6 protein-coding genes and 1 riboswitch are annotated in these 6,181 nt (G+C 66.1%); all 6 genes read right to left on the reverse strand.

Features of this window, described 5'->3' with window-relative positions:
• On the reverse strand, positions 1 to 152 hold a 152-nt coding region (locus tag EN781_RS22780), incomplete at its 3' end, for an FAD-dependent oxidoreductase (protein WP_145965582.1).
• Positions 149 to 1,984: a phosphomethylpyrimidine synthase ThiC gene (gene thiC, locus EN781_RS22785; protein WP_126056215.1), complete on the reverse strand. Its 1,836-nt coding sequence runs from the start codon at positions 1,982 to 1,984 to the stop codon at positions 149 to 151. The genes EN781_RS22780 and thiC, both read right to left, overlap by 4 nt.
• Before the next feature lie 103 nt (positions 1,985 to 2,087).
• A riboswitch (TPP riboswitch) is annotated at positions 2,088 to 2,204 on the reverse strand.
• A 90-nt stretch (positions 2,205 to 2,294) separates the two neighbouring features.
• The gene (locus EN781_RS22790; protein ID WP_126056214.1) at positions 2,295 to 3,278 is read right to left on the reverse strand and encodes a beta-ketoacyl-ACP synthase III; all 984 of its coding nucleotides are present in this window, start codon (positions 3,276 to 3,278) and stop codon (positions 2,295 to 2,297) included.
• Positions 3,275 to 4,540 carry an adenosylmethionine--8-amino-7-oxononanoate transaminase gene (locus tag EN781_RS22795; protein ID WP_126056213.1) on the reverse strand — a complete coding sequence of 422 codons (1,266 nt, stop codon included), beginning with the start codon at positions 4,538 to 4,540 and terminating at the stop codon, positions 3,275 to 3,277. The genes EN781_RS22790 and EN781_RS22795 overlap by 4 nt, the downstream gene beginning before the upstream one ends.
• The gene (gene bioD / locus EN781_RS22800; RefSeq protein ID WP_126056212.1) at positions 4,540 to 5,175 is read right to left on the reverse strand and encodes a dethiobiotin synthase; all 636 of its coding nucleotides are present in this window, start codon (positions 5,173 to 5,175) and stop codon (positions 4,540 to 4,542) included. The genes EN781_RS22795 and bioD overlap by 1 nt, the downstream gene beginning before the upstream one ends.
• A partial coding sequence (locus EN781_RS22805; RefSeq protein ID WP_145965583.1) for an 8-amino-7-oxononanoate synthase occupies positions 5,172 to 6,181 on the reverse strand: 1,010 nt, incomplete at its 5' end. The genes EN781_RS22805 and bioD, both read right to left, overlap by 4 nt.

Here is a 6,181-nt window from a genome sequence, read left to right on the forward strand (position 1 = left end):
CACCAGGGCGCCAGCATGCCGCCGGCGAACCAGGACGCATTGCCGCCAAGGCCGCGCCTTGTCTCCGCAACCGTCACCGTCGCGCCGCGGATGGCGAGCTCGAAGGCGGCGGTGAGGCCGGCGACGCCGGCCCCTCTGACCAGCACCTTCATGACCGCTCACGCCCCTGTGGTATGGGCGGTGCGCCGATCTCGTCCGCCGGCACGTAGAGATCGCCGCCTTCGCGATATTTCGCCGCCATCGCCGCCATGCCCTCTTTCTGCGCCTCGGCGCGGATGTCGTGGGAAATGCGCATGGAGCAGAATTTCGGCCCGCACATCGAGCAGAAATGCGCCAGCTTGTGCGCCTCCTTGGGCAAGGTCTCGTCGTGGAACGAGCGCGCCGTTTCGGGGTCGAGCGACAGGTTGAACTGGTCTTCCCAGCGGAACTCGAACCGCGCGCGGGAAAGGGCATCGTCCCTGACCTTCGCCGCCGGATGGCCCTTGGCGAGATCCGCGGCATGCGCAGCGATCTTATAGGTGATCACGCCGGTCTTGACGTCGTTGCGGTCGGGCAGGCCGAGATGTTCCTTCGGCGTGACGTAGCAGAGCATTGCCGTGCCGAACCAGCCGATCATGGCAGCACCTATGCCGGAGGTGATGTGATCGTAGCCCGGCGCGATGTCAGTCGTCAGCGGCCCCAGCGTATAGAACGGCGCCTCGCCGCAGACGGCGAGCTGCTTGTCCATGTTCTGCTTGATCTTGTGCATCGGCACATGACCGGGCCCCTCGATCATCACCTGGCAGTCCTTGGCCCAGGCGATCTGAGTCAGCTCGCCTAGCGTTTCCAGCTCGGCGAACTGCGCGGCGTCGTTGGCGTCGGCGATCGAGCCCGGACGAAGCCCGTCGCCGAGCGAGAAGGACACGTCGTAGGCGCGACAGATGTCGCAGATCTCGGCGAAGTGTTCGTAGAGGAAGCTCTCCCGGTGATGGTGCAGGCACCATTTGGCCATGATCGAGCCGCCGCGCGAGACGATCCCGGTCACCCGGTCGACGGTCAGCGGGATATAGTGCAGCCGCACGCCGGCGTGGATGGTGAAATAGTCGACGCCCTGCTCGGCCTGCTCGATCAGCGTGTCGCGATACACCTCCCAGGTCAGGTCCTCGGCGATGCCGCCCACCTTTTCCAGCGCCTGGTAAAGCGGCACCGTGCCGATCGGCACCGGCGCATTGCGCACGATCCATTCGCGAATGTTGTGGATGTTGCGGCCCGTGGAAAGATCCATCACCGTGTCGGCGCCCCAGCGGATCGCCCACACCATCTTCTCGACCTCTTCGGCCATCGACGAGGTGACGGCGGAGTTGCCGATATTGGCGTTGATCTTGACCAGGAAATTGCGGCCAATGATCATCGGCTCGCTCTCGGGATGATTGATGTTGGCGGGAATGATCGCCCGTCCGCGCGCCACTTCGTCGCGCACGAATTCCGGCGTGACGAAGTCGGGGATCGCCGCGCCGAAGGCTTCGCCGTCGCGCTTAAGCTTGCCGCGCAGGGCCTCGCGGCCCAGATTCTCGCGGATCGCGACGAACTCCATCTCGGGCGTGATGATGCCGGCGCGCGCATAGGCAAGCTGGGTCACCGCCTTGCCGGCCTTGGCCCGCAGCGGCCGATTGCGGACCGGAAATTCCGGCGTCAGGCGCTCGCCCGTCGCGAACCCGTTGTCTTCCGGCCGCACGTGGCGGCCGTCATAGGCCTCGACATCTCCGCGCGCCGCGATCCAGTCCTGCCGAGGCCGGGCGAGGCCCCTTTCGATGTCCGTTTCGATCGCAGGGTTGGTATAGGGGCCGGAGGAGTCATAGACCGTCACCGGCGGCTCGCCGGCGGTCGGATGGACGGCGATCTCGCGCATCGGCACCCTGATCCGCGGGTGGAGGCTGCCTTGCTTGTGGATCTTGCGTGAGGCGGGCAGCGGTCCCGTCGACACGGTGGGGGTGAGGGCATTCATCTTGAGGCTCCTTTGCTCATGCATTGGAGACCCAGTTCTGTGCCGGAAGGATGAAAAGACGCTTTGGTCGCCCTGCCGAAACAGGACCTCGGGCATAGACTCCCGCGAAGCGCTTGCACCGTCCCTACGCCAGTATGAACTGGATCAGGTTCAACGGGTCACTGCGCCGCGAAAGCCAGCAGTATCTCAGCCCCTTGCCGGGACTCCCCTGGTGAATGCCTCAGGTTGGACGGGCGGGCGCCACTTTGTCAAGCCGTGTTCGGCCAGTCATCTCATACAGTCAGTCTGTCCCGTCAGCACCGCTACCCGGCTAGATCCCGACCACCAGGGCGCCGCCGCTGAGACCCGCACCTGCCGCCGCCAGGAGAACCTTTTCGCCTGGCCTAAACGGCTGCTTCCGATGCGCGAGCGACAGCGAGAGCGGGATCGTCGCGGCGGAGGAATTGCCGTATTCGACGATCGTCTTGACGATCGCACGATCATCGATACCGAGGTTTCGCCCGACGGCATCGAAGATGCGGACGTTGGCCTGATGCGGTGCGAACCGGTCGATGTCTTGCGGTCGCATGCGGGCAGCAGTGAGCGCCTCCCGCGAGCAGGCGGTCATCATCTCGACCGCCTTGGCGAACACTTCGCGGCCGTCGGTGATCGTCATCCGGGTCTCAGCGAGATCGAGGTCGGCGTGGAAGGGCTTGTTGCTTCCGCCCGCCGGAATCTGGATCAGCCCGTAGCGCGATCCATCGGAATCAACCGATGCGCCGAGAATGCCCCGATCCGGTTCATCGCCGGGCCCGATCACCACGGCGCCGGCGGCATCGGCGAACAAAACCGCGCTGGCGCGCTCGGCCGGGTTGATGCGGCGGCTAAGGATGTTCGCGGCAATGACGATGGCGGCTTTGCCGTGCAGGCGGGTGAAGCCATCGGCAAACATAAGCGCATAGATGAAGCCGGCGCAGGCGCCGGTCAGATCGATCGCGCCGGCGCGGCTCAGTCCCAACCGATGCGCGACCAGCGGCGCGCTGGGCGGCAGGAGGTGATCAGGCGTCGAGGTGGCAAGCAACAGAAGACCGATGTCGCCGCGGTCGATGCCGGCATTCGTCAGCGCCATGTCGCCGGCTTGCGCGGCAAGGCCCGACAGTGTGTCGTCGTCGGTTGCCCAGAAGCGCGACCGTATCCCGGTGCGCCGCTCGATCCAGCCGGGCTCGAGCCCGAGACGATCTTCGATCTCCTGATTCTCGACCCTGCGCGCCGGCGCATGATGGCCGAACCCGAGAAGGCGCGACGACCTGCTCATGGCTTAGCGCCGAAGCGTTCCCCGGCCTCCTCGATGGCGTCATAGAGACCGTCGAGTTCTTCGCCGGTGATGCAATAGGGCGGCAGAAGATAGAGGACATTGCCGAGCGGACGCACCAGCAGCCCGCGCTCGAGGAAGAAAGCGCGCAGCTTCGGCCCGATCTCGGCCAGATAGCCGGCGGAGCCGGTGCGCAGATCGAGAGCCGCGATCGTCCCGGTTGCGCGGCTGTCGGTGAAAAAAGGATTGTCACGAAAACGATGAAGCCCTGCGGCCTGTCTTGCACTCAGGGCCGCGACCCGCTCGGCCACCGGTTCGTCACGCCAGATCTCGACATTGGCGAGTGCGGCCGCGCAGGCCATCGGATTGGCAGTGTAGGAACTCGAGTGGAAGAATGTCTTCTTCCGGTCCTCGGAATAATGGGCCTGGAAGATGGCATCGGTGGCAATCGTCGCCGCCAGCGGGATTGCGCCGCCCGTCAGCCCTTTCGAGGTGCACAGAATGTCCGGTGAGATTGATGCCTGCTCGCAGGCGAACATGGTTCCGGTGCGGCCCCAGCCGGTCATCACCTCGTCGGCGATCAGCAGCGTGCCAGAGGCCTCGGCGATCTTCTTCAACTCGGCCAGAACCCATGCCGGATACATCAGCATGCCGCCGGCGCCGAGCACCAGCGGCTCGACGATCAGCGCGGCTGCGTGCCGGTCGCGGGAGACTGCCTCGAACCGATCGAGCGTCTCCTGCTCGCGCCCGGCAGCCGGGAAGGGGATGGTGTCGACCTCGAACAACAGGGGCTCGTAGGCAGCGTTGAACACGCCGCGAGCGCCGACGCTCATCGTGCCGATGGTGTCGCCATGATAGCTGTGCTCCATGACGACGATGCGCGAGCGCGGCGCGTCGATATTGCGGAAGTAGCCGAGTGCCATCTTCAGCGCGACCTCGACGGAGGTCGAGCCGCTGTCGGAATAGAACACCCGTTCGAGGCCGGCCGGAGCGAGGCCGACAAGCGCCCTGGCCAGGCGTTCGGCCGGCTCGTGGGTGAAGCCAGCGAAGATGATCTGGTCGAGGCTCGCCGCGGTCGTCTCGATGGCCTTGATGATGCGGGGATGGCGGTGGCCGTGGGTGACGACCCACCAGGAGGAAATGGCATCCAGGATGCACGTGCCGTCGGCCTTGTAGAGGTAGGCGCCTTCCGTCCGGACGATTTCGGGGATGGCGGGCTCGAGCGCGTGCTGGGTGAAGGGATGCCACACATCGGACTGCGGCATCATTCGCCTCCCGCAATCGCTGTGAGGTCGAAGCCGGTAATCATCGCCTCCCTTAGATTCTCACTCGTCAGCGGATCGAGCAGCGGCAGCCTGCCAAGCTGGCGCACGCCGCTGAATTCCACGATTGTTCTCTGCGTGTCGGCCACCTCATCGCCGATGAAGGCAATGCCGATGAGCGGGATGGATCGGGCCCTGAGCGCCTCGATCGACAGGAGGGTGTGGTTGATCGTGCCGAGCTTGGTACGGGCGCACAGGATGACCGGCACTCGCCACTGCGCGAAGATGTCGATGAATTTAGTGCGCCGGTTGAGCGGCACCATCAGTCCCCCGGCGCCTTCGATGACGAGCGGGCCCGGCAAGTCCGGAAGCGACAGCTCTGCGGCGTCTATCGCGACGCCGTCGAGTTCGGCTGAACGATGCGGCGATAGCGGCTCCTTCAGGCGATACACTTCGGGCAGCACGCGCCCCGGCGGCAAGCCGGCGAGCCGTTCCACGACCTGGCTGTCGGTCTCCTCGTCGAGGCCCGATTGCACCGGCTTCCAGTAGAAGCCGTCGAGCAGGCAGGCGAGCCCGGCCGAAAACACCGTTTTGCCGATCCCGGTATCTGTTCCGGTGATGACGATGCGCTTGGTCATGCCGCCGCCAACACCTCGAAGAGCGCCTCGACCATGGCCGAAATGTCGGCCTCGTCGACATTCAGCGTCAGCGAAATGCGCAGGCGCGATGTGCCCTCGGGGACGGTCGGCGGACGAATGCCGCGAATGTCGAAACTGCGCGCCTGCAGCGCCGCCGCCACCGCCATGGTGCGCCCGTTGTCGCCGATGACGAAGGGCTGGATCTGCGAGCCGCTGGGGGCTACGCCGCAGCGCTCGGCCAATTGGCGGCCCGCGAAGGCAACGCGCTCCTGCAACTGGGCACGGCGTTGGGGCTCGTCGGACAGCATGGCAATCGCCTCGCGCGCTGCCACGGCCATCAGCGGCGATGGCGCGGTGGAGTAGATGAATGGCCGACAGCGGTTGACGAGATAGTCGCACAGCAGTTCCGGCCCGGTGACGAGCGCACCGGCCGCGCCGAGCGCCTTGCCGCATGTGTGGAGCGCGACGATGTTGTCGCGGCCCTCGAAAGCGGCGGCAAGGCCGCGGCCGTCTGGCCCCCAGACGCCGGTGGCATGCGCCTCATCGACGACGATGAAGGCCTCGTGCCGGTCGGCAAGCGCGACCAGGTCCTCCATCGGCGCGCGGTCGCCATCCATGCTGTAGAGGCTTTCGACCACGATCCAGACGCGCCCGGTGCCGCCTTCGGCGCGCCAGCGCGTGATTGCATCCTCGAAAGCATCGACGTCGTTGTGCACGGCGAGCTTGAACTCGGCGCGGCCAGCGCGGGCCCCCTCATGCATGCTGGCATGAGCCAATTCGTCGAGGACCAAAAGGTCACCCTTCTGCGGCAGGGCGGTGAGCAGGGCGAAGTTGGCGATGTAGCCGCTGCCGAAGAACAGCGCGCGGTCGGCTCTGAAGAACGCTGCCGCGTCCGCCTCCAGTGCCTCGTGTTCCGGCGCGTTGCCGCGCAGCAGCCGAGATCCGGTCGCGCCGACCGGCGTGCCCTGCGCGATCGCCGCCGCAACCGCGTCGCCCAGTCTTTTGG

Origin of the sequence: Mesorhizobium sp. M4A.F.Ca.ET.090.04.2.1 (assembly GCF_003999085.1) — a bacterium.
Lineage (GTDB): Bacteria > Pseudomonadota > Alphaproteobacteria > Rhizobiales > Rhizobiaceae > Mesorhizobium.

What these genes read in the sequence shown, in the direction of transcription:
- bioD (WP_126056212.1), bottom strand. Translation starts at nt 5,175, where the DNA reads ATGACCAAGCGCATCGTCATCACCGGAACAGATACCGGGATCGGCAAA.
- EN781_RS22795 (WP_126056213.1), bottom strand. Translation starts at nt 4,540, where the DNA reads ATGCCGCAGTCCGATGTGTGGCATCCCTTCACCCAGCACGCGCTCGAG.
- thiC (WP_126056215.1), bottom strand. Translation starts at nt 1,984, where the DNA reads ATGAATGCCCTCACCCCCACCGTGTCGACGGGACCGCTGCCCGCCTCA.
- EN781_RS22790 (WP_126056214.1), bottom strand. Translation starts at nt 3,278, where the DNA reads ATGAGCAGGTCGTCGCGCCTTCTCGGGTTCGGCCATCATGCGCCGGCG.